The organism is Salmonella sp. NW38 (assembly GCF_051807745.1).
GTDB classification, from domain to species: Bacteria; Pseudomonadota; Gammaproteobacteria; order Enterobacterales; family Enterobacteriaceae; genus Salmonella; species Salmonella enterica.
Genome location: NZ_JAMMTO010000013.1, coordinates 14,929 through 36,364, shown reverse-complemented (window position 1 = coordinate 36,364; position 21,436 = coordinate 14,929). Strand labels below are relative to the sequence as shown.

Sequence of the window (21,436 nt, the reverse complement as noted above, 5' to 3'; positions counted from 1 at the left end):
TCTTTGGCCGAAAAACTGATAAAGCCCTGTCCTGGTACAGGGTTTTTTATGATCTCATTAGCATAGTCCATATTGTGGGTTTAACTTAATCCATATATTGTTAAATAATAGCTATGATCAATGCTTTAATTCATTGAAATATTGGTAGTTTAAAAGAATACCCGGCAACGGCGTTAAATTTAAAAAGTGTAATATCCATCACATATCGCTATAGCGTAGCCATTTAATCCATATTTATGCCGTTTCCAGCCTGACACTTGAGGAAGAGTATCCCGTACTTTCAGGCTATGTCTTACTCTGTTGTGGCAGGAAAATATGGTCTCTATTAATCATGACTCTGCTTTAACGCCGCGTTCGCTTCGCGACACACGACGTATGAATATGTTTGTTTCGGTTTCTGCAGCGGTAGCGGGACTGTTATTTGGTCTGGATATCGGCGTTATCGCCGGGGCGCTGCCTTTTATTACCGACCATTTCGTACTGACCAGCCGGCTGCAGGAATGGGTCGTCAGCAGTATGATGCTTGGCGCGGCAATTGGCGCATTATTTAACGGCTGGCTTTCATTCCGGCTGGGGCGTAAGTATAGCCTGATGGCTGGCGCGATTTTGTTTGTGCTCGGCTCGCTGGGGTCGGCGTTTGCTTCCAGCGTGGAAGTATTGATTGGTGCCCGCGTGATACTGGGCGTAGCAGTAGGGATTGCCTCCTATACCGCGCCGCTTTATCTATCTGAAATGGCAAGTGAAAATGTTCGCGGCAAAATGATCAGTATGTATCAACTGATGGTGACGTTAGGCATTGTGCTGGCTTTTTTATCCGATACGGCATTCAGCTACAGCGGCAACTGGCGCGCGATGTTGGGCGTACTGGCGCTGCCTGCGGTGTTGCTCATTATTCTGGTGGTATTCCTGCCGAATAGTCCGCGCTGGCTGGCGCAAAAAGGTCGCCATATTGAAGCGGAAGAGGTGCTGCGTATGCTGCGCGATACCTCGGAAAAAGCCCGTGATGAACTGAATGAGATTCGGGAAAGCCTCAAACTCAAGCAGGGCGGGTGGGCATTATTTAAAGCTAACCGCAATGTTCGCCGCGCCGTGTTCCTCGGTATGCTGCTACAGGCAATGCAGCAGTTCACCGGCATGAACATCATTATGTACTATGCGCCGCGCATTTTTAAAATGGCCGGCTTTACCACCACGGAACAGCAAATGATCGCTACGCTGGTGGTCGGACTGACTTTTATGTTCGCGACGTTTATCGCCGTCTTTACGGTCGATAAGGCCGGGCGTAAACCGGCGTTAAAAATCGGTTTCAGCGTAATGGCGTTAGGGACATTGGTGTTGGGCTACTGCCTGATGCAGTTTGATAACGGTACGGCATCAAGCGGTCTCTCCTGGCTTTCCGTTGGGATGACGATGATGTGTATCGCCGGTTACGCGATGAGCGCCGCTCCGGTGGTGTGGATACTGTGTTCGGAAATCCAGCCGCTGAAATGCCGTGATTTTGGCATTACCTGTTCAACCACGACAAACTGGGTATCGAACATGATCATCGGCGCGACATTCCTGACACTGTTGGACAGCATTGGCGCGGCAGGTACATTCTGGCTTTACACCGCGCTGAATATCGCTTTTATCGGCATCACTTTCTGGCTGATTCCGGAAACCAAAAATGTCACCCTGGAGCACATCGAACGCAAGCTGATGGCGGGCGAGAAGCTAAGAAATATTGGCGTGTAATCACCCCTCCCATGCCGGATGACGCCTGTTATCCGGCATGATGAAAAATAGACTGGAAACGGATGTGTAAGTTTGCTTCACTGCCATAATGCTTTAAAAAAGGAGAGCGCAGTGAAAACGATCGGGCTGTTGGGGGGGATGAGCTGGGAATCGACTATCCCTTATTACCGTTTAATCAATGAAGGCATTAAACAGCAGCTGGGAGGCCTGCACTCGGCGAGCTTACTGCTGCATAGCGTAGATTTCCACGATATTGAAGTATGTCAATGCCGCGGCGAGTGGGATAAAGCGGGCGATATCCTGGCGCAGGCCGCGCAGGGGTTACAGCAGGCGGGCGCAGAAGGCATTGTGCTGTGTACCAACACCATGCATAAAATCGCGCACATTATTGAATCTCGTTGTTCTCTGCCTTTCCTACACATCGCGGATGCTACCGGGCGAGCTATCGCCCGTCAGGGGTTGCATCGCGTGGCGCTATTAGGGACTCGCTATACGATGGAGCAGGATTTTTATCGCGGGCGGCTGGAACAGCAATTTGCGATTGAGACCATCGTGCCGGAGGCGGACGATCGGGCGCGTATCAATCAGGTCATTTTTGACGAGCTCTGCCAGGGGACATTCACTGACGCGTCGCGCCACTATTATTTACAGGTTATCGAACAACTGGCTGCGCAAGGCGCGCAGGGCGTTATTTTTGGCTGCACTGAAATAGGTTTGCTTGTTCCCCAGACGCAAAGCGCGCTACCGGTTTTCGATACCACGGCAATTCATGCCGCAGATGCCGTGAGCTTTATGCTTTCGTCATCGGCCCCAGAATAACCTCCAGCGGTTCGACCAGGCGCGAAAGGTGCGTTTGTAAATGCTTACTGAAGGCGTCAACCAGCGCGGAGGCGGGGCGGTGTAGCGGGCGAATCAGGCTGACGGTAAAGGGCACGTCAATGCTGAAGCGGCGAACGGCGACGCCGCTGGCGGCATAGTCCAGCGCGGTTAGCGGGTTAACGATCGAAACACCCGCCCCGGCGCGCACCATCGCGCAGACGGAGGCCGCGCTATGCGTTTCCACCACCATTCTGCGCTTCACCTGATGTTCGGCAAATAACGTATCCAACAACTGTCGATAGCTGTCCAGGCGGGAGAGGCTGATAAAGTTTTCCCCCTGAAAATCGTCTGGCGTCAGTACCGTTTTGGCGGCAAGCGGATGGTCGCAGGGCAGTACGCACACTTCATTTAGCGTTAGTAACTCGGTACGGGTTGTTCCTGCCGGGGCATGAAGCGTCTCCGTCAGCCCTAAATCGTGGCGCTGAGCGGAGAGCCACTCTTCCAGCAACGGCGACTCCTGCGGCACAATATTCAGGCTGACATCCGGATAACGCGCCAGAAAAGGCGGTAGTAGCGGCGGCAAAAAGGATTGTGAAAAGACCGGCAGGCAGGCGATAGAGAGTTCGCCCTGACGGAACTCGCGCAGACTTTCCGCCGCGCTGACGATACGATCCAACCCATACCAGGAGCGTTGTACCTCTTCGAACAGGCGTAGCCCTTGCACCGTCGGATGTAAGCGCCCGCGTGTGCGCTCAAACAGCGTTAATCCCAGCACTTTCTCAAAACGCGCCAGCTCGCGACTGACGGTAGGCTGCGAGGTATGCAGCAGCCGCGCCGCTTCGGTGAGATTTCCGGCGGTCATTACGGCATGAAAAATTTCAATGTGACGTAAATTAACGGCAGCCATACGTTTCCCTGAATCATTTATCCCATATCATTTTTGCATAGACTGACAATAAAACGATATTTTTTATTCTTTCTAAGGTATGGCGTAATCGTTAAAAAGCCTGTTCCGGAGTTTGTTATGTCATTGCCGCATTATCACGCTGAAACTGACCTTAACGCTGAAAATTTGCTCAGATTGCCTGCTGAATTCGGCTGTCCGGTCTGGGTCTATGACGCGCACATTATTCGCCGTCAGATAGCCGCCCTGCAGCAGTTTGACGTCGTGCGTTTTGCGCAAAAAGCCTGTTCGAACATTCATATCCTGCGCTTAATGCGCGCGCAGGGCGTCAAGGTGGATTCTGTTTCATTGGGGGAGATCGAACGTGCGCTGGCGGCGGGCTACGATCCGCAAACGTGCCCTGATGATATCGTTTTTACCGCCGATGTGATTGATGCCGCCACGCTGGCGCGCGTCAGTGAACTGCATATTCCGGTCAATGCCGGCTCGGTAGATATGCTGACGCAGCTTGGTCAGGTTTCGCCTGGGCATCGCGTCTGGTTGCGCGTGAATCCTGGCTTTGGTCACGGCCACAGCCAGAAAACCAACACCGGGGGCGAAAACAGCAAACACGGCATCTGGCATAGCGATCTTCCGGCGGCGCTGGCGGTAATGCAGAAATACCGACTGAAACTTGTCGGTATCCATATGCACATTGGTTCCGGCGTCGATTATGGCCATCTGGAGCAGGTTTGCGGCGCGATGGTACGCCAGGTGCTGGAATGTGGTCAGGATGTGGAGGCGATTTCGGCAGGCGGCGGACTCTCGATACCTTATCGTGAGGGAGAAGAGCCCGTTGATACGCGCCATTACTATGGCCTGTGGAACGCAGCGCGCGAGCAAATCGCCCGCCATCTGGGACATGCGGTCAAACTTGAGATCGAACCCGGACGTTTTCTGGTGGCGCAATCGGGCGTGCTGGTAACGCAGGTGCGTAGCGTAAAACAGATGGGAAGCCGCCATTTCGTGCTGGTAGATGCGGGTTTTAACGATCTGATGCGCCCGGCGATGTACGGTAGCTATCACCGTATTTCGGCGCTGGCGGCGGATGGTCGCGCGCTTGAAAATGGCCCGTGGGTCGAGACGGTGGTCGCCGGGCCGCTATGCGAATCAGGCGATGTTTTTACGCAGCAGGAAGGGGGAATGGTTGAAACACGCGCCTTACCTGCGGTCATCCCCGGCGATTACCTCGTATTGCACGATACCGGCGCGTACGGCGCGTCTATGTCATCGAATTACAATAGCCGCCCGCTCCTGCCGGAAGTGCTGTTTGACAATGGACAGGCGCGGCTGATCCGCCGTCGTCAGACCATTGAAGAGCTGTTAGTGCTGGAGATGTTCTGAAGCGCATCATTAGGCCGGACGTTGAAAAAACGGGCCCGCGGCGACGGACTCGCGCAGAATCAGCGTGCCGGTAAAGGGCGGGATCGGGGCGACCGGCTCGCTGTTCGCCAGACGAACGGCCTGATCGATTGCGGTGGCTATCATATCCTCGATGGGTAAATAGACTGTTGAAAGCCCCGGTTCAAGCCAGGTTGCGCCCGGCGCATCGTCAAAACCAAACAGCGACACATCCTGCGGGATGCGTAATCCGGCCTGGCGCAGCGCTTTTGCCGCGCCCAGCGCCGTGTCATCATTACAGGCGAATAGCGCGCTAAACGTGACGCCTTCCTCCAGTAATTCCCGGCAGGCGTCATAGCCGCGCGTCAGCGTGTAATCGCCGTATTTCACTTTTGCCGGTTGCCAGGGAATGCCATATTTTTCCAGCGCCTTGCGATAACCCGCTACGCGTGATGTGCCGGTGGGAGTATGAACAGGCAGCGTAATACAGGCGATATCGCGATGGCCCTGCGTAATCAGATATTCCACCGCCTGGAATGCCGCCGTCTCCTGCTCGAAGAAAATAGCGCGATCGCGGGCCTGAGTGACGTTGCGATTAATAATCACCAGCGGCATTTCCGTGGCGTCAATCAACGACAAAATCGCCGGCTCATCCATATAGCGAGTGTAAAGAATAATAGCGTCGCACTGTCTGTCGGCCAACATTTGTACGGCTTTCTGCTCTCGTTCCGGCGTATCGTGACCATCGGTGACGATCAACTGCTTGTTATGAAACTCCGCCTGGCGCGACGCCCGGCGCAACAAACTGCCAAAATAGAAGCCGTCAAACGTAGAGACGACCAGACCGATGCTGTTGCTGGTGCGATTCGCCAGCGAGCGTGCCAGCAGGTTGGGGCGATAGTCCAGAGCCTGCATCGCCGTAAACACTTTCTGGCGCGTGCTTTCTTTTACCTGCCCCGTCCCATTCAGCACTCGTGAGACGGTGGCCTTTGATACGCCCGCATGGCGGGAAACATCCAGCATTGTCGCCATCATGCTACCCTGATTAATCGGTTGTCGACAGGTGTCCGGTATCCGTCGGCGTGGATACCGAATGTCGGCGTACCAGTGTCGGACTAAATACATGAGTTACTTCTGGCGTAGGGCATTTCCCCGCCAACGCTAACGCCAGCTCCGCCGCCTGTGTCGCCATGGTGACGATCGGATACCGAATGGTGGTCAGTCGGGGACGCACATAGCGTGAGACCAGTACATCATCAAAACCGATGAGCGATACTTCGCCCGGCACCCCCACGCCATTATCATTTAATACTCCCATCGCGCCAGCCGCCATCGAGTCGTTATAGCAGGCCACCGCGGTAAAATTTCTGCCGCGGCCTAATAATTCAGTCATCGCCTGCTCGCCGCCGCTTTCATCCGGTTCGCCGAACGTCACCAGCCGATCGTTAGCCGGAATATGGCTTTCCGCCAGCGCATCGTAATAGCCCCTCAGGCGATCTTCGGCATCAGAGATGGTGTGGTTGGAACAGATATACCCAATACGCGTATGACCTTGCTGGATCAGATGTCGGGTCGCCAGCCATGCCCCGTAACGGTCATCCAGCGCGACACAGCGGTGTTCTAACCCCGGTAAAATGCGGTTAATCAGCACCATGCCGGGGATTTGCTTCATTAATGAGGCCAGGTCCGCATCCGGAATCATTTTGGCGTGTACCACTAACGCTGCGCAACGATGACGAATCAACTGTTCAATAGCCTGACGCTCTTTTTGTTCGTTATGATACCCGTTGCCAATCAGTAAAAAATTTCCGGTGTGATACGCCACCTGTTCAACGGCTTTCACCATCGCGCCGAAAAAAGGATCGGAAACGTCGCCGACCACCAGACCGAGGGTTTCCGTTGCCTGCTGTGCCAGCGCGCGCGCGTTGGCGTTAGGGTGATAGCTCAGGGACTCCATTGCGCTGGTCACCGCCAGCCGGGACGCTTCGCTGGCTTTTGGCGAATCGTTAATAACGCGAGAAACGGTGGCGACTGAAACACCGGCCAGTCGGGCTACATCTTTTATGGTCGCCATGATAATACCTATAGTGGGTAAACGCTTACATTACGCCAGTTTTACGGAAAATGAACGTCTGTTCAAGCCTCTTGCCCCGCCGTGTCGGGCAAATGTGACCTGCACGGGAGAAATGCGTCTGTAAAGTGACAATACAAATCTTTCGTTACAGTTTGCGAAGCGCTGTTGCGATTGTCTGCTGGCAGGCCAGCGAGTCAGGTTGATAGAGTGGTGATCCCAGAGGTATTGATAGGTGGAATCAACGTCATTGTTGATCACACGAATTACACCAACCTGCGTAGAGATGCGCAGGTTTTTTTTTGTTTCGCCTGAACCTGTAACAGTAACGGATAATTTACACAACTCGTTGCATTTCCGTTTATTCCTTTGCGTTTTCGGACTGGCGATGCAGACGCGCGAAGCCCACAATCAAGATCCCAGAGGTATTGATTGGTGAGATTATTCGGTACGCTCTTCGTACCTGTCTCTTGCACCAACCTGCGCGGATGCGCAGGTTTTTTTTCGAACCTATTTTGCTATCGCTCCTGTTACGCAACTCGTGTAATCTGCCACAATTCATGTTTTAGCGAATTGTCGGCCAAAGGGAGTTGAAATGCTGTTTGGATTTTTCCGTAACCTGTTTCGCGTGCTTTATCGTGTGCGCGTCACTGGCGATGTCCGGGCGCTACAGGGGAACCGGGTCTTAATTACCCCCAATCACGTTTCATTTATCGATGGTATGCTACTGGCGCTGTTTTTGCCGGTACGGCCTGTCTTTGCGGTATATACCTCCATCAGCCAGCAATGGTATATGCGCTGGTTAACGCCGCTGATCGATTTTGTGCCGCTCGATCCCACTAAACCCATGTCCATTAAACACCTGGTGCGTCTGGTGGAGCAGGGGCGTCCAGTGGTGATTTTCCCGGAAGGGCGGATTTCCGTGACCGGCTCGCTGATGAAAATTTATGACGGCGCAGGCTTTGTGGCGGCAAAATCGGGCGCAACCGTCATTCCGCTCCGTATTGACGGCGCGGAGCTTACGCCTTTCAGTCGCCTTAAAGGTCTGGTTAAACGGCGCTTATTCCCCCGCATTCAGCTTCATATTTTACCGCCGACGCAAATACCGATGCCGGAAGCGCCGCGCGCGCGCGACAGACGTAAGATAGCGGGTGAGATGCTGCACCAGATCATGATGGAAGCGCGTATGGCGGTGCGCCCGCGCGAGACGTTATACGAATCGTTGCTGGCGGCGCAATATCGTTACGGCGCAGGTAAAAACTGTATTGAGGACATTAACTTTACGCCGGATACGTATCGTAAGTTACTGACCAAGACGCTTTTTGTTGGCCGGATTCTGGAAAAGTACAGCGTTGAGGGCGAGAAAATCGGTTTAATGCTGCCGAATGCCGCCATCAGCGCGGCGGTGATTTTCGGCGCGGTTTCTCGTCGCCGCATTCCGGCCATGATGAACTACACAGCGGGGGTAAAAGGGCTGACCAGCGCGATTACCGCGGCGGAAATTAAAACGATTTTTACCTCCCGCCAGTTCCTCGATAAAGGTAAATTATGGCACCTGCCGGAACAGCTAACGCAGGTTCGCTGGGTTTACCTGGAAGATTTAAAAGCGGACGTCACACCCGCCGACAAGCTGTGGATTTTTGCCCACCTCCTGGCGCCGCGACTGGCACAGGTAAAACAGCAGCCGGAAGACGCGGCGATCATTCTTTTTACCTCCGGCTCGGAAGGGCACCCGAAAGGGGTGGTGCACAGCCATAAAAGCATTCTGGCGAACGTCGAGCAGATAAAAACGATTGCGGATTTCACCGCCAATGACCGTTTTATGTCGGCGCTGCCGCTCTTTCACTCGTTCGGTTTGACGGTGGGCCTGTTTACGCCGTTGTTGACCGGCGCGGAAGTGTTTCTTTATCCAAGTCCGCTGCACTATCGCATTGTGCCGGAACTGGTCTATGACCGTAACTGTACCGTGCTGTTTGGTACATCAACCTTCCTCGGCAACTATGCGCGCTTTGCCAATCCGTATGATTTTTATCGCCTGCGCTATGTGGTGGCCGGTGCGGAAAAACTTCAGGAGAGCACTAAACAACTGTGGCAGGATAAATTCGGTCTGCGCATTCTTGAGGGCTACGGGGTAACGGAATGCGCGCCAGTAGTCTCGATTAACGTGCCGATGGCGGCTAAGCCGGGCACTGTTGGCCGCATTCTGCCTGGCATGGACGCGCGTCTGCTGGCGGTGCCCGGTATTGAAAACGGCGGTCGGCTACAGCTGAAAGGGCCGAATATCATGAATGGCTATCTGCGCGTGGAAAAACCGGGCGTGCTGGAGGTGCCGTCAGCGGAAAACGCCAGAGGCGAAACCGAGCGCGGGTGGTACGACACGGGCGATATTGTACGCTTCGATGAAAATGGTTTTGTGCAGATTCAGGGGCGCGCGAAACGCTTTGCGAAAATTGCTGGCGAAATGGTCTCGCTGGAGATGGTCGAGCAACTGGCGCTTGGCGTTTCGGCGGACAAAATGCACGCTACCGCCATTAAAAGCGATGCCAGCAAAGGTGAAGCGCTGGTACTGTTTACGACTGACAGCGAACTCACCCGAGAAAAGTTACAGCACTATGCCCGTGAACACGGTATTCCGGAACTTGCCGTCCCGCGTGATATCCGTTATCTGAAACAGCTTCCCTTGCTTGGCAGCGGGAAACCCGATTTTGTGACGCTGAAAAGTTGGGTGGATGCGCCGGAACAACATCATGAGTGAGTCAGTACGTACTAACACCTCCATCTGGTCGAAAGGGATGCTGTCGGTGATTGTCGCGCAGTTTCTCTCGGCTTTTGGCGATAATGCGCTGCTGTTCGCGACGCTGGCGCTGCTGAAAGCTCAGTTTTACCCGGACTGGAGCCAGCCTGTTTTGCAAATGGTGTTTGTGGGCGCTTACATTCTTTTTGCGCCGTTTGTCGGCCAGATAGCGGACAGCTTTGCCAAAGGCCGGGTGATGATGGTCGCCAATGGTCTTAAACTGGCGGGAGCGGCAGGTATCTGCCTCGGCGTGAATCCTTTTGTCGGTTATACATTGGTCGGGATCGGCGCGGCGGCTTATTCTCCGGCGAAATACGGTATTCTGGGCGAATTGACGACGGGCGATAAGCTGGTGAAAGCCAATGGCCTGATGGAAGCCTCTACGATTGCGGCGATTTTGCTCGGTTCCGTCGCGGGCGGCGTATTGGCCGACTGGCATGTCATCGCCGCGCTGGTTGCCTGCGCGTTGGCCTACGCTGGCGCAGTGGCGGCGAACCTGTTTATCCCGAAGCTTGTGGCGGCGCGTCCAGGACAATCCTGGCGGTTGTCGGCGATGACGCGTAGCTTCTTCTGCGCTTGCGTTGTCCTTTGGCGTAACGGTGAAACGCGTTTTTCGCTGGTGGGGACCGGGCTATTCTGGGGCGCAGGCGTGACGCTGCGTTTTCTGCTGGTGCTGTGGGTGCCGGTGGCGCTGGGTATTACGGATAACGCCACGCCGACTTACCTGAACGCCATGGTGGCGGTAGGCATTGTGGTCGGCGCGGGCGCGGCAGCAAAACTGGTGACGCTGGAGACCGTATCGCGCTGTATGCCCGCCGGGATTTTGATTGGCGTTGTGGTTGCGATCTTCTCATTACAGCACGCATTGCTGCCTGCTTATGCCTTGTTGCTGTTGATAGGTATGCTGGGCGGCTTTTTTGTGGTGCCGCTCAACGCTTTGCTCCAGGAGCGCGGTAAGAAGAGCGTTGGCGCCGGGAATGCCATTGCCGTACAAAATCTGGGCGAGAATAGCGCCATGCTATTAATGCTGGGACTGTACTCGCTGGCGGTGCTGGTTGGCGTTCCGGCTGTGGCGATAGGTATCGGCTTTGGCGTGCTGTTCGCGCTGGCGATCGCGGCGCTGTGGATCTGGCAGCGCCGGCAGGCATCATACTGAGTGAATATGCCGGGCGGCGAGTGCGCGTTATCCGGCTTACATTGTCTCTGTAAGCCCGGAAGCGTAGCGCCACCGGGCACTGACTATCACGGCGCCGGGTAGGTATAAACCTGATGCGCCGCCTCAATCTCCGCCAGGACCTCTTCGCTTAACGTCAGATGCAGACTTTCCACATTCGTCTTGAGCTGCGCCATCGTGGTTGCGCCCAGTAACGTACTGGCGACAAACGGCTGGCGGCGAACAAAGGCCAGCGCCATCTGCGCCGGATCAAGATTGTGACGCTTCGCGATATCGACGTAGGCGGCAACGGCTTTTTGCGCCTGTTCGCCGCTGTAACGTGTGAAGCGGCTGAACAAGGTATTCCGCGCGCCTGCGGGTTTGGCCCCGTTCAGGTATTTACCGGTTAATGTGCCAAACGCCAGACAGGAGTAGGCGAGCAATTCAACACCTTCATACTGGCTGACTTCCGCCAGCCCGACCTCGTAGCTGCGGTTTAACAGGCTATAGGGGTTCTGGATCGTGACAATACGCGGCAGGTCATGTTTTTCCGCCAGATGCAGATAGCGCATAACGCCAAACGCTGTCTCATTTGAAACGCCAATATAACGAATCTTACCCGCTCGCTGAAACTCACTTAGCGCGTCTAACGTCTCCAGCAGACTTACTACTGGCGTGGAGTCCGTCCAGTTATAGCCGAGTTTACCGAAGCAGTTAGTGGGGCGCTGCGGCCAGTGCACCTGATACAAATCCAGATAGTCGGTCTGCAACCGGGTCAAACTGTCGTGTAGCGCTTCGCGAATATTTTTACGATCCAGCGCCTGATGAGGCCGGATGCCTTGATCATTATTACGTGCCGGTCCGCTAACTTTGCTGGCGATGATCAGTTTTTCACGGTTGCCGCGTTTGGCGAGCCAGTTACCGATATAGGATTCCGTCAGCCCTTGTGTTTCCGGGCGCGGCGGTACCGGATACATCTCGGCGGCGTCGATAAGGTTAATGCCATTTGCGATGGCATAGTCGAGCTGTGCGTGAGCGTCGGCTTCGCTGTTTTGTTCACCAAATGTCATTGTGCCCAGCCCTAGCGTACTTACTTCGAGCGAGCTGTGGGGTATACGGTGATAGTGCATAGCCGTTTCCTTTTTATTATGAAGTCAGAAATTCCCGACAAAGGACAATAAAAATGGCAGAGGGAAGGCAAAAGGGAAAGTAAAATTGCAGGCTGCACGGCGTAATTGTTACCGGGCGTGGTCGCCACGCACCGTTACGGGACGCAGCCTGAAGGCTTGCAGAACGCTGACCTCAATCACAGGCCACCGCTTAACGTTCGATGATTTGAGACACTTCGTCACGGTTGATTTGCATCTCGTTTCCCTGTGCATCGGTATAGCTGACCAGACCGGTATCATCGTCAACTTGCGGTTTTCCATCGGTCAGGATCATACGACCATCTTTCGTCGCCATTACATAATCGCTGCTGCATCCGGATACCGCAAAAGCCAACCCTACTGCGGAAATTACAACTGCCCACTTTTTCATCCGTTTGTCCTCACGTAGCCTGTATCTGATAATAGTCTGTTAATCATATGTCTGATAATAGTCTAGTAATAACGCGCAGCTCTGCATGTCGGAAGCAGCAAAATCTTAATCTGTGAGAAGAAAGGAAATAAAGTGAGTATTCGCTCCCCGGCGGGGGAGCGAAACAGGATTACAGCGGATTCTTTTTATTACGCAACAGGTTCAGGCTCTCTACTGCGATAGAGAAGAACATGGCGAAATAGATATACCCTTTCGGAACGTGAACGTCGAAACTTTCCAGAATCAGGGTAAAGCCAACCAGGATCAGAAAGGAGAGCGCCAGCATTTTTACCGACGGATGGCGATCGACAAACTCGCCGATGGGCCGTGCCGCAAACATCATGACGCCCACGGCAATAACGACTGCCGCCATCATAATAAACAGATGATCGGAGAGGCCAACCGCTGTGATAACTGAATCAAGGCTGAAAATAATATCCAGCAGCATAATCTGTACAATTGCGCCCAGGAAAGAAGAAACCCGGGTTTTTAACCCTTCTTCTTCGCCTTCGATGGACTCATGGATCTCCTTGCTGGCTTTCCAGATTAAAAATAACCCACCCAGTAGAAGAATGAGATCGCGGGCGGAAATCGCTTCGCCGAAAAGCTCAAACAGCGGATTAGTCAGACGAGTGACCCAGGCGATTGACGCCAGCAGCGCCAGGCGCATGATCATCGCCGCCGCCAACCCAAGCCGCCGTGCGTGGTTCCGTTGCGCCGTAGGAAGTTTTGCTACCACCAGAGAAAGAAAAATAATGTTGTCGATCCCAAGTACAATCTCCAGCAGCGTCAGCGTACCGAGCGCCAGCCAGGCATTGGGATCGGTTATCCATGCAAATAACATCGAACAAAGTCCTGCCAAAAAAAGAAGCGGTAATTATAGGCCCGTCGAGTGACGGGCGAAAGCCCAGGCTGAATTTGCGCAACCAGGAACGGTGTAAAATAGCGGCGACAATACGCTTACGTTTATCCGGCATCGGCCCGATGCGTAGCCATAGCGGAGGCGCATTTGCGTGTAATGGACGTTACGGATTCTGCAATAAAAAATGGCGAGCCAGCAGCGCCTGCGTAAAATTTTTTTTCAGATAAAATCCACGCGGTAGCGTCAAAATAGGTTCCCCGCGCGCGCCGATAGCCTCGGTGAGCGCCCTGGCATTGGCGGCTTTGGGTCGCAGTTGCAAGACTTCGCCATGGCGGGCGGTAATGCGTTCCACCTGGCCCAGCACTATCATGTCCATCAGCTCTTCCCAGTCGAGGCGTAGCTGCCTGTCCTCTTCTTCACTCGGACTCCAGAGTAGCGGCGAACCTACGCGGCGTTCGGCTAACGGTATGCTGCGATCGCCTTCGACCGGTACCCATAGCACGCGCTTCAATTTATGCCGTACGTGACTTGTCTCCCAGGTCACGCCGCTGTTACCGGTTAACGGCGCCACGCAAACAAAGGTTGTTTCCAGAGGACGACCCAGACTATCCACCGGGATGGTTTTCAGTTCTACGCCTAACGCGGCGAAATCCTGCTCCGGCTTGCTCCCGGCGCTGGCGCCGAGCCAGATCTCCAGCAAGACGCCGATCCAGCCTTTGTCTCGCTTCAAATCTTTAGGCGTGGTAATGCCGGCCATCGCCGCCAGCTCGCCTAACGTATAGCCGGAAAGCTGCCGCGCCTGGGCTAACAGCAATGCTTCCGAAGCAGGCGGAGTCAGTAGCGGACAAAGAGCGGACATGACAATTACCTTAGGTCAAAAAGTGAGCAGTGATTTTATACCGTATGGGCAGAGTTTATCTTTTTCTGTGTCTTATATTCAATAGACTGATTTTTATTGCCTTTTTTGTGTTGTTTCTTCGTGTTGCGCAACGCTGAAGCGGGTTTTCCAATTCTGGTCACTGACAATAAACAGGATCTTACACTATGTTATCCACAGAAAGTTGGGATAACTGTGTAAAACCACCACTACTGTTTCCATTTACAGCCTTGACGTGCGACGAAAATCGAAAATTCAGACAAATAGTGCGTAAGTTATTGGCACAATCTGTGGATAAAACCGACGCTGGTTGATCTTTCATCAGCATAAGGATCTTAGATGTGATGCTGGTCACGCTTTATGAAGGTGGCATGTAAGATTTGTCTATAACACAATGAATATAAGGAACTATTTTTACTGCCTCCAGTATGAGGAATTCAGACTGTTCTGGGTTTTCCCGTGGTAATTCCATACTTCTTCACAACTATATCCACAGAAAAGGTGAATAAAATGGCGCAAGGGCGTCATCATCTGTTTATAACTCGGCTATTTACTGTGAGTTATTCAATTGTTATTAGGCTGTGTCACTATTACAGAGTGGTTTACCGCCTCACTGGAGTATGAAACAATCGTTCATATATAAGGTTTATGTTGAGGTAGTCCGGTGATTGATGACGATGGCTACCGCCCAAATGTAGGTATCGTAATTTGTAATCGTCAGGGGCAGGTGATGTGGGCCCGGCGATTTGGTCAGCACTCCTGGCAGTTCCCGCAGGGCGGGATAAATCCAGGGGAGTCGGCAGAACAGGCGATGTACCGGGAACTGTTTGAAGAAGTTGGGTTAAGCCGTAAAGATGTGCGGATCCTTGCTTCTACTCGCAACTGGTTGCGTTACAAGTTACCAAAACGTTTGGTGCGTTGGGACACAAAGCCGGTATGTATCGGCCAGAAACAAAAGTGGTTTCTTTTGCAGTTAATGAGCGCCGACGCCGAAATCAATATGCAAACCAGCAGTACGCCGGAGTTTGACGGCTGGCGCTGGGTAAGTTACTGGTATCCGGTTCGACAAGTGGTGTCATTTAAACGCGATGTCTACCGCAGGGTAATGAAAGAGTTTGCAAGTGTTGTCATGGCGCTTCAGGATAATCCCCCTAAGCTACAAAGCGCGCCTGCTTATCGACGTAAAAGAGGTTAAGCCACGCAAATTATGCTCACTCGCCTGCGCGAAATAGTCGAAAAAGTGGCCAGTGCGCCGCGTCTGAACGAGGCGCTGAATATTCTGGTCACGGATATCTGTCTTGCGATGGATACAGAGGTTTGCTCGGTTTACCTGGCCGATCATGACCGACGCTGTTATTACCTGATGGCGACGCGGGGGTTGAAAAAACCGCGTGGTCGAACCGTTGCGCTTGCGTTTGATGAGGGGATCGTCGGTCTGGTGGGCAGGCTGGCGGAACCCATTAACCTTGCCGATGCGCAAAAACATCCCAGCTTTAAATACATTCCTTCGGTAAAAGAGGAACGTTTTCGCGCGTTTCTCGGCGTGCCGATCATTCAGCGTCGCCAACTTCTCGGCGTGCTGGTCGTACAGCAGCGCGAATTGCGCCAGTACGATGAAAGCGAAGAGTCTTTCCTCGTCACGCTCGCTACGCAGATGGCGGCTATCCTGTCACAGTCGCAGGTCACAGCGCTGTTCGGGCAATACCGGCAGACGCGAATCCGCGCGCTTCCTGCGGCGCCGGGCGTGGCTATCGCAACGGGCTGGCAAGACGCGACCATGCCGCTGATGGAACAGGTTTACGAAGCGTCTACGCTGGATACCTCTCTTGAACGCGAACGACTGACCGGCGCGCTGGAAGAGGCGGCGAACGAATTCCGACGATACAGCAAACGCTTTGCCGCCGGCGCGCAAAAAGAGACGGCGGCCATTTTCGATCTGTACTCACACCTGCTTTCAGATGCCAGACTGCGTCGCGAACTCTTCGCCGAGGTCGACAAAGGCGCTGTTGCGGAGTGGGCCGTTAAAAAAATCATCGAAAAATTTGCCGAGCAATTTGCGGCGCTAACCGATAACTACCTCAAAGAACGTGCGGGAGACTTACGCACGCTGGGGCAGCGGCTGTTATTCCACCTTGATGATTCAGTTCAGGGGCCAAACGCTTGGCCGGAACGTTTTATTCTGGTCGCGGATGAGCTGTCGGCGACCACCCTGGCGGAGCTGCCGCAGGACAGGCTGGCGGGCGTTGTAGTGCGCGACGGCGCGGCAAACTCGCATGCGGCGATTATGGTGCGCGCGCTCGGTATCCCGACCGTCATGGGCGCGGATATCCAGCCTTCGGTGCTACATCGCCGTACGTTGGTGGTGGATGGCTATCGCGGTGAATTACTGGTCGATCCTGAACCCGTGCTTATTCAGGAATATCAGCGGCTCATTAGTGAAGAGATAGAACTCAGTCGTCTGGCGGAGGACGACGTCAATCTTCCCGCCCAACTGAAAAGCGGCGAGCGAGTCAAAGTGATGCTGAATGCCGGGCTCAGTCCCGAGCATGAGGAAAAGTTAGGCAGTCGGATCGACGGTATCGGCCTGTACCGTACTGAAATTCCCTTTATGCTGCAAAGCGGGTTTCCCTCGGAAGAAGAGCAGGTGGCGCAGTATCAAGGGATGCTGCAAATGTTTAACGATAAACCGGTGACGCTGCGGACCCTGGATGTGGGAGCGGATAAGCAACTGCCCTATATGCCGATCAGCGAGGAGAACCCGTGTCTGGGCTGGCGCGGGATCCGCATTACGCTGGATCAGCCGGAGATATTTTTGATCCAGGTCCGCGCGATGCTGCGTGCCAATGCGGCGACTGGCAACCTCAGTATTTTGTTGCCGATGGTCACCAGTATTGATGAAGTCGATGAAGCGCGGCGTCTGATCGAACGCGCCGGGCGCGAGGTCGAGGAGATGATCGGCTATGCGATCCCGAAACCGCGTATCGGCATTATGCTGGAAGTACCGTCAATGGTATTTATGCTGCCGCATCTGGCTAACCGGATCGACTTTATCTCGGTCGGTACCAACGATTTAACACAATATATCCTGGCGGTAGATCGCAACAACACTCGCGTGGCCAGTATTTATGACAGTCTGCATCCGGCTATGCTGCGCGCGCTGTCCATGATTGCACAGGAAGCCGAAAAACATGGTCTCGATCTTCGCTTGTGCGGCGAGATGGCGGGCGATCCGATGTGCGTGGCGATTCTTATCGGTCTGGGATATCGCCATCTTTCGATGAATGGCCGTTCGGTAGCGCGTGTGAAATATCTGCTGCGGCATATCGATTTTGAAGACGCGCAAACCCTTGCCAGACGCAGCCTTGAGGCGCAGATGGCGACCGAGGTGCGTCATCAGGTGGCGGCGTTTATGGAGCGCCGCGGGATGGGGGGATTGATTCGCGGAGGGTTGTAACGACTGGAGCGGGAAAAGAGAGTGACTGTGGATTCACGGCGCAGACAACACGCCTGCAAGATGAAAGACAATGCGTATACATATCTTTTAACGGTAATCGGCATCTCGCTTTTAACCCTTGTGCTATTATTCGCACCTTTGGAGCGTCTGCAACGCGCAGGCGCGCTTATCAATCGCTATCTCTTCAGCGAAATAACAAGAAATTGTGGTGACAGATGACCAGTAGCTATCTGCATTTTCCGGACTTTGATCCGGTCATTTTCTCAATTGGGCCCGTCGCGCTTCACTGGTATGGCTTGATGTATCTGGTGGGGTTCGTTTTCGCGATGTGGTTGGCGGTGCGTCGCGCTAACCGTCCGGGAAGCGGTTGGACCAAAAACGAAGTTGAAAATTTACTCTATGCAGGTTTCCTGGGGGTCTTCCTGGGGGGGCGAATTGGCTATGTCCTGTTTTATAACTTCCCTCTGTTTCTGGATAACCCGCTCTATTTATTCCGTGTCTGGGACGGCGGCATGTCCTTCCACGGCGGGCTTATCGGCGTGATACTGGTGATGATTATTTTCGCCAGGCGCACGAAGCGCTCGTTCTTTCAGGTGTCTGATTTTATTGCGCCGTTAATTCCGTTCGGCCTGGGCGCCGGGCGTCTGGGCAACTTTATCAACGGTGAATTGTGGGGGCGCGTCGATCCTAACTTCCGGTTTGCCATGCTCTTTCCTGGCTCACGCGCGGAAGATATTGCGCTGCTGCCGTCACATCCGCAATGGCAGCCTATTTTTGATACCTACGGCGTATTGCCGCGCCACCCTTCCCAGTTGTATGAGCTGGCATTAGAAGGCGTGGTGCTGTTTATCATCCTTAATCTCTTTATTCGCAAACCGCGTCCGATGGGCGCAGTCTCCGGATTATTCCTGATTGGCTATGGCGCGTTTCGTATCATTGTTGAATTCTTCCGCCAGCCGGACGCGCAATTTACCGGCGCGTGGGTACAGTACATCAGCATGGGGCAGATTCTCTCTATCCCGATGATTATCGCTGGCGCGATCATGATGGTTTGGGCATATCGCCGCCGCCCGCAGCAACACGTTTCCTGAGGAACCATGAAACAGTATTTAGAACTGATGCAAAAAGTGCTGGATGAAGGCACACAGAAAAACGACCGTACCGGCACCGGCACGCTTTCCATTTTTGGCCATCAGATGCGTTTTAACCTGCAGGAAGGCTTTCCTCTGGTGACGACAAAACGCTGCCATTTACGTTCAATTATTCACGAACTGCTATGGTTTTTGCAGGGCGATACCAACATCGCTTACCTGCACGAAAATAATGTCACCATCTGGGACGAATGGGCCGATGAGAACGGCGATTTAGGCCCGGTTTATGGTAAGCAGTGGCGGGCATGGCCAACACCGGATGGCCGCCATATCGATCAGATCGCCACGGTTTTAAGCCAGCTTAAAAACGACCCGGACTCTCGTCGTATTATCGTTTCTGCGTGGAACGTCGGCGAGCTGGATAAGATGGCGCTGGCGCCGTGTCACGCCTTTTTCCAGTTTTATGTCGCAGATGGAAAACTCTCCTGTCAGCTTTATCAGCGCTCCTGCGATGTGTTCCTCGGTCTGCCGTTCAACATTGCCAGCTACGCGTTACTGGTGCATATGATGGCGCAACAGTGCGACCTGGACGTCGGCGATTTTGTCTGGACCGGCGGCGACACGCACCTGTACAGCAACCATATGGAGCAGACGCACCTGCAATTAAGCCGTGAACCGCGCGCGCTGCCGAAGTTGGTCATTAAGCGTAAACCCGATTCGCTTTTTGACTACCGGTTCGATGATTTCGAAATTGAAGGCTATGATCCGCACCCCGGTATTAAAGCGCCGGTCGCTATCTAAGCGCTGACGATCCTGCCATAACCGACGTCATCGCGCGTCGGTTTTTTTTACCCTTTGTCTCAATCTTCGGCGCGGATTCCTGAAATTTTGCAACGCGCTGCAAAACATGAACTTTTTTCCGTAACGCGCCGAACAATCTGTATTTGGCGCTCGTTATTTTTCTTCCGCCCGCCATACTGCCGACATGAAAAAACAACAAGGCTATACGCTCATTGAAACGGTGGTCGCGATGTCGCTCATTATCATTCTCAGCGCCACAGGACTTTATGGCTGGCAACGTTGGCAGCAGCAACAGCGCCTGTGGCAAACCGCATGTCAGGTGCGGGATTATCTGCTGCAACTTCGTGAGGACGCTCACTGGCATAACCGCGATCACATTCTTCGCGTGGTCAGCGAAGGCGGTTCATGGTGCTTTGTCAGCTCTGTTGCTACGCAAACATCGTGTACGCCATCTTCCCCCTTTGTGTTTACGCCCGACTGGCGTGATGTCGTCCTTGCCGATATCACGCCATCGTTAGCCTTCTTTGGCTTGCGCAATACGGCATGGGCAGGGCACATCGTACTGAAAAACGCTGCCGGAGAGTGGCGTCTGGTCGTCTCCTCCTGGGGGCGAATCAGGCTATGCGAGCGTAACGAGGCCGCCACGTGTCAATAACCACGCGGGGGTTCTCGCTACTGGAGGTTGTGCTGGCGATGGCGATAGGTTCCATTTTACTGCTTGGATCCGCACGATTTTTACCGGCGCTACAGCGTGAGATCTGGCACAACACGCGACAGTTATCGCTGGAAGATGAAATCTGGCAGCGAACCTATACCGTAGCGAAGCATCTTCAACGTGCGGGTTACTGTCATGGCCACTGTACTGGCGAAGGGTTACATCTTGCTGAACAGGGGCAATGCGTCATCGTTCAGTGGGACGGAAATAATAACGGTGTCTGGGATACCATACCGGCGAAAGAGGCCGACCAGACCGGGTTCCGTATGAAGGATAACGTTCTGGAAACATTACGCGGAGCAACATCTTGCCAGGGGAAGGGATGGGAAAAAATGACCGATCCCAATACGGTACTCATCACGGCTTTTACCGTTGAGCGACGGGATATAACGGGATTCTCGCCAGTGCTCATGCTGCATCTGCGCGGCGCCAGCAAAGCCGAGCCTCAGACGGTTATTGACGCGCAATACAGCGTAACGGGATTTAATCTGTGAATCGGGAACGTGGCGCTTCTTCGCTAATACTGGCGCTTTTAATACTGATTCTGGGTAGCCTGCTACTGCAAGGCGTAAATCAGCAGCAGGCCAGCTATGCCGCCCGCGTGACGACGCAGAGCCTGGCGATACAACGCCAGGCGCTCGTACAGTCGGCGCTGGAATGGGGGCGGGGGCAGCTATGGTCAGGCGTAACCGAAATGGAATGTCGGCGCTATTCCTCTTCAGGGGCAAGAGTCTGTTTGCGGAGATTATCGGGGGATGAGGTGGTGATGGCGGCGCAAGATGACGGCATGACGTTATGGCGTTTGGGCAACGTCATTCAGGGAAGTATTGTCTTTTCTCCCCACGGCTGGAGCGATTTTTGTCCGTTAAAAGAGGTGGCGTTATGTCGCATCCCCTGAATTTACAACGCGGGTTTAGCCTCCCGGAAGTTTTAGTGGCGATGGTTCTAATAGTAATGATCGTCACCGCGCTGTCAGGCTATCAGCGGGTATTAATGCACAGTTTTGCATTACGACACCAGTATCTCCAGATCTGGCGGCAGGCGTGGCAGCAAACGGCGCTGTATCCATTTTCGCCTGCTGAAGGGTGGAAGGCCAACCGGATGCAGACAATGCAATCGGGATGTGTCAGCATCAGCGTCACGATGGTTTCACCCTCTGGCAAGCAGGGGCAGATGACGCGCTTGCATTGTCCAAATCGTTAA

At 53.8% G+C, this 21,436-nt stretch carries 20 protein-coding genes; 13 read left to right on the top strand and 7 right to left on the bottom strand.

The annotated features are described in order from the left end of the window. Nucleotides 1-315: 315 nt before the first annotated feature. The gene (araE, locus tag NA624_RS20095) at nucleotides 316-1,734 is read left to right on the top strand and encodes an arabinose-proton symporter AraE (RefSeq protein ID WP_000253650.1); all 1,419 of its coding nucleotides are present in this window, start codon (nucleotides 316-318) and stop codon (nucleotides 1,732-1,734) included. A gap of 111 nt (nucleotides 1,735-1,845) precedes the next feature. Continuing rightward, nucleotides 1,846-2,553 carry an aspartate/glutamate racemase gene (locus NA624_RS20090; RefSeq protein ID WP_000848623.1) on the top strand — a complete coding sequence of 236 codons (708 nt, stop codon included), beginning with the start codon at nucleotides 1,846-1,848 and terminating at the stop codon, nucleotides 2,551-2,553. Here the strand turns inward: NA624_RS20090 and NA624_RS20085 are convergent. Further along, nucleotides 2,525-3,460, bottom strand: a complete 936-nt coding sequence (locus NA624_RS20085; RefSeq protein ID WP_000741797.1) for a LysR family transcriptional regulator — start codon at nucleotides 3,458-3,460, stop codon at nucleotides 2,525-2,527. The two genes, NA624_RS20090 and NA624_RS20085, sit on opposite strands and share 29 nt — an antisense overlap. A gap of 117 nt (nucleotides 3,461-3,577) precedes the next feature. Here NA624_RS20085 and lysA point away from each other — a divergent pair, with 117 nt between their 5' ends. Next, nucleotides 3,578-4,840, top strand: coding sequence for a diaminopimelate decarboxylase (gene lysA / locus NA624_RS20080; protein ID WP_000056588.1), 1,263 nt, complete (start codon nucleotides 3,578-3,580; stop codon nucleotides 4,838-4,840). A gap of 9 nt (nucleotides 4,841-4,849) precedes the next feature. Here the strand turns inward: lysA and NA624_RS20075 are convergent, their stop codons facing one another. Both NA624_RS20075 and galR read right to left on the bottom strand, forming a co-directional pair. Further along, a complete protein-coding gene (locus NA624_RS20075) occupies nucleotides 4,850-5,872 on the bottom strand; it encodes a LacI family DNA-binding transcriptional regulator (RefSeq protein ID WP_000968338.1) in 1,023 nt (340 codons plus the stop codon). A gap of 10 nt (nucleotides 5,873-5,882) precedes the next feature. Then, nucleotides 5,883-6,911, bottom strand: a complete 1,029-nt coding sequence (gene galR / locus NA624_RS20070) for an HTH-type transcriptional regulator GalR (RefSeq protein ID WP_000201030.1) — start codon at nucleotides 6,909-6,911, stop codon at nucleotides 5,883-5,885. 592 nt (nucleotides 6,912-7,503) lie between these two features. Between galR and aas the strand changes: the two genes are divergently transcribed. Beyond that, nucleotides 7,504-9,663: a bifunctional acyl-ACP--phospholipid O-acyltransferase/long-chain-fatty-acid--ACP ligase gene (gene aas, locus NA624_RS20065; RefSeq protein WP_000896101.1), complete on the top strand. Its 2,160-nt coding sequence runs from the start codon at nucleotides 7,504-7,506 to the stop codon at nucleotides 9,661-9,663. Then, nucleotides 9,656-10,858: a lysophospholipid transporter LplT gene (gene lplT, locus NA624_RS20060; RefSeq protein ID WP_000004684.1), complete on the top strand. Its 1,203-nt coding sequence runs from the start codon at nucleotides 9,656-9,658 to the stop codon at nucleotides 10,856-10,858. Before aas ends, lplT begins: the two co-directional genes overlap by 8 nt. 86 nt (nucleotides 10,859-10,944) lie before the next feature. Here lplT and NA624_RS20055 read toward each other — a convergent pair whose 3' ends face one another. From NA624_RS20055 to mutH, 4 genes are all read right to left on the bottom strand, one after another. After that, a complete protein-coding gene (locus tag NA624_RS20055; protein ID WP_000558960.1) occupies nucleotides 10,945-11,985 on the bottom strand; it encodes an NADP(H)-dependent aldo-keto reductase in 1,041 nt (346 codons plus the stop codon). A gap of 190 nt (nucleotides 11,986-12,175) precedes the next feature. Next, a complete protein-coding gene (locus NA624_RS20050; protein WP_000758662.1) occupies nucleotides 12,176-12,394 on the bottom strand; it encodes a YgdI/YgdR family lipoprotein in 219 nt (72 codons plus the stop codon). Nucleotides 12,395-12,563: 169 nt separating this feature from the next. Then, entirely contained in the window at nucleotides 12,564-13,277 is a 714-nt protein-coding gene (locus tag NA624_RS20045) for a TerC family protein (protein ID WP_000895632.1), read from the bottom strand. 181 nt (nucleotides 13,278-13,458) lie between these two features. Next, nucleotides 13,459-14,154 carry a DNA mismatch repair endonuclease MutH gene (gene mutH, locus NA624_RS20040; RefSeq protein WP_001274930.1) on the bottom strand — a complete coding sequence of 232 codons (696 nt, stop codon included), beginning with the start codon at nucleotides 14,152-14,154 and terminating at the stop codon, nucleotides 13,459-13,461. Between the two features lie 682 nt (nucleotides 14,155-14,836). On the opposite strand from mutH, the gene rppH reads away from it, so the two are divergent. The 8 genes from rppH (at nucleotide 14,837) to NA624_RS20000 (ending at nucleotide 21,436) form a co-directional block, all read left to right on the top strand. After that, nucleotides 14,837-15,367 (top strand): RNA pyrophosphohydrolase, encoded by a 531-nt coding sequence (gene rppH, locus NA624_RS20035; protein ID WP_000564481.1) that lies wholly within the window; start codon nucleotides 14,837-14,839, stop codon nucleotides 15,365-15,367. A gap of 12 nt (nucleotides 15,368-15,379) precedes the next feature. Then, nucleotides 15,380-17,626: a phosphoenolpyruvate--protein phosphotransferase gene (gene ptsP / locus NA624_RS20030; protein ID WP_000957887.1), complete on the top strand. Its 2,247-nt coding sequence runs from the start codon at nucleotides 15,380-15,382 to the stop codon at nucleotides 17,624-17,626. Nucleotides 17,627-17,841: 215 nt separating this feature from the next. Next, entirely contained in the window at nucleotides 17,842-18,717 is an 876-nt protein-coding gene (gene lgt, locus NA624_RS20025; RefSeq protein WP_000204647.1) for a prolipoprotein diacylglyceryl transferase, read from the top strand. A gap of 6 nt (nucleotides 18,718-18,723) precedes the next feature. Continuing rightward, nucleotides 18,724-19,518, top strand: a complete 795-nt coding sequence (gene thyA / locus NA624_RS20020; protein WP_000816247.1) for a thymidylate synthase — start codon at nucleotides 18,724-18,726, stop codon at nucleotides 19,516-19,518. 184 nt (nucleotides 19,519-19,702) lie between these two features. Further along, entirely contained in the window at nucleotides 19,703-20,173 is a 471-nt protein-coding gene (locus NA624_RS20015) for a prepilin peptidase-dependent protein (RefSeq protein WP_000744668.1), read from the top strand. Next, entirely contained in the window at nucleotides 20,164-20,727 is a 564-nt protein-coding gene (locus NA624_RS20010; RefSeq protein ID WP_000029156.1) for a prepilin peptidase-dependent protein, read from the top strand. Before NA624_RS20015 ends, NA624_RS20010 begins: the two co-directional genes overlap by 10 nt. Further along, nucleotides 20,724-21,131, top strand: a complete 408-nt coding sequence (locus NA624_RS20005; RefSeq protein WP_001078532.1) for a DUF2509 family protein — start codon at nucleotides 20,724-20,726, stop codon at nucleotides 21,129-21,131. The genes NA624_RS20010 and NA624_RS20005 overlap by 4 nt, the downstream gene beginning before the upstream one ends. Beyond that, nucleotides 21,116-21,436, top strand: a complete 321-nt coding sequence (locus NA624_RS20000; RefSeq protein ID WP_000019284.1) for a prepilin-type N-terminal cleavage/methylation domain-containing protein — start codon at nucleotides 21,116-21,118, stop codon at nucleotides 21,434-21,436. The genes NA624_RS20005 and NA624_RS20000 overlap by 16 nt, the downstream gene beginning before the upstream one ends.

Bases quoted from the DNA above. Each gene is read 5' to 3' on its own strand.
- NA624_RS20015 (WP_000744668.1), top strand. From the start codon at position 19,703: ATGAAAAAACAACAAGGCTATACGCTCATTGAAACGGTGGTCGCGATG.
- galR (WP_000201030.1), bottom strand. From the start codon at position 6,911: ATGGCGACCATAAAAGATGTAGCCCGACTGGCCGGTGTTTCAGTCGCC.
- NA624_RS20000 (WP_000019284.1), top strand. From the start codon at position 21,116: ATGTCGCATCCCCTGAATTTACAACGCGGGTTTAGCCTCCCGGAAGTT.
- NA624_RS20045 (WP_000895632.1), bottom strand. From the start codon at position 13,277: ATGTTATTTGCATGGATAACCGATCCCAATGCCTGGCTGGCGCTCGGT.
- NA624_RS20050 (WP_000758662.1), bottom strand. From the start codon at position 12,394: ATGAAAAAGTGGGCAGTTGTAATTTCCGCAGTAGGGTTGGCTTTTGCG.
- thyA (WP_000816247.1), top strand. From the start codon at position 18,724: ATGAAACAGTATTTAGAACTGATGCAAAAAGTGCTGGATGAAGGCACA.
- mutH (WP_001274930.1), bottom strand. From the start codon at position 14,154: ATGTCCGCTCTTTGTCCGCTACTGACTCCGCCTGCTTCGGAAGCATTG.
- lysA (WP_000056588.1), top strand. From the start codon at position 3,578: ATGTCATTGCCGCATTATCACGCTGAAACTGACCTTAACGCTGAAAAT.
- aas (WP_000896101.1), top strand. From the start codon at position 7,504: ATGCTGTTTGGATTTTTCCGTAACCTGTTTCGCGTGCTTTATCGTGTG.
- lgt (WP_000204647.1), top strand. From the start codon at position 17,842: ATGACCAGTAGCTATCTGCATTTTCCGGACTTTGATCCGGTCATTTTC.
- lplT (WP_000004684.1), top strand. From the start codon at position 9,656: ATGAGTGAGTCAGTACGTACTAACACCTCCATCTGGTCGAAAGGGATG.
- NA624_RS20085 (WP_000741797.1), bottom strand. From the start codon at position 3,460: ATGGCTGCCGTTAATTTACGTCACATTGAAATTTTTCATGCCGTAATG.
- NA624_RS20075 (WP_000968338.1), bottom strand. From the start codon at position 5,872: ATGATGGCGACAATGCTGGATGTTTCCCGCCATGCGGGCGTATCAAAG.
- araE (WP_000253650.1), top strand. From the start codon at position 316: ATGGTCTCTATTAATCATGACTCTGCTTTAACGCCGCGTTCGCTTCGC.
- ptsP (WP_000957887.1), top strand. From the start codon at position 15,380: ATGCTCACTCGCCTGCGCGAAATAGTCGAAAAAGTGGCCAGTGCGCCG.
- NA624_RS20055 (WP_000558960.1), bottom strand. From the start codon at position 11,985: ATGCACTATCACCGTATACCCCACAGCTCGCTCGAAGTAAGTACGCTA.